This is a genomic window from Litoreibacter roseus (genome assembly GCF_009811795.1).
GTDB classification, from domain to species: Bacteria; Pseudomonadota; Alphaproteobacteria; order Rhodobacterales; family Rhodobacteraceae; genus Litoreibacter; species Litoreibacter roseus.
In genome coordinates this window covers 1-254 of record NZ_BLJE01000027.1, presented here as the reverse complement: position 1 = coordinate 254, position 254 = coordinate 1, and the positions used below count along the sequence as shown (strand labels likewise).

1 protein-coding gene is annotated in these 254 nt (G+C 59.1%); it reads left to right on the top strand.

The genetic code is table 11. From position 1 onward, the window contains the following. Window positions 1-69: 69 nt before the first annotated feature. On the top strand, window positions 70-254 hold a 185-nt coding region (locus KIN_RS22315), incomplete at its 3' end, for a hypothetical protein (protein ID WP_207710165.1).

Sequence of the window (254 nt, the reverse complement as noted above, 5' to 3'; positions counted from 1 at the left end):
GGTCGCGGACGCCTACCGCTACATGGCGTCGAACGCGCAACTTGGCAAAATTCTGGTGGAGATGGACACATGACTGAAGCTCTTCAAACAGCGCAACGCCGCGCACAACAGATGGTTCGCAAGCTCGATCCTGAAGGTTTTTCGATGCGGGCCGGGGTGCAACCTTTCCTTCCGGCGAGGCGTGCGGCCCGCGTTGACAAACCTCGGAAGGAGGAAGCCGCGGTGTCTGGGATTAGACTATGGAGAAAGAGCGC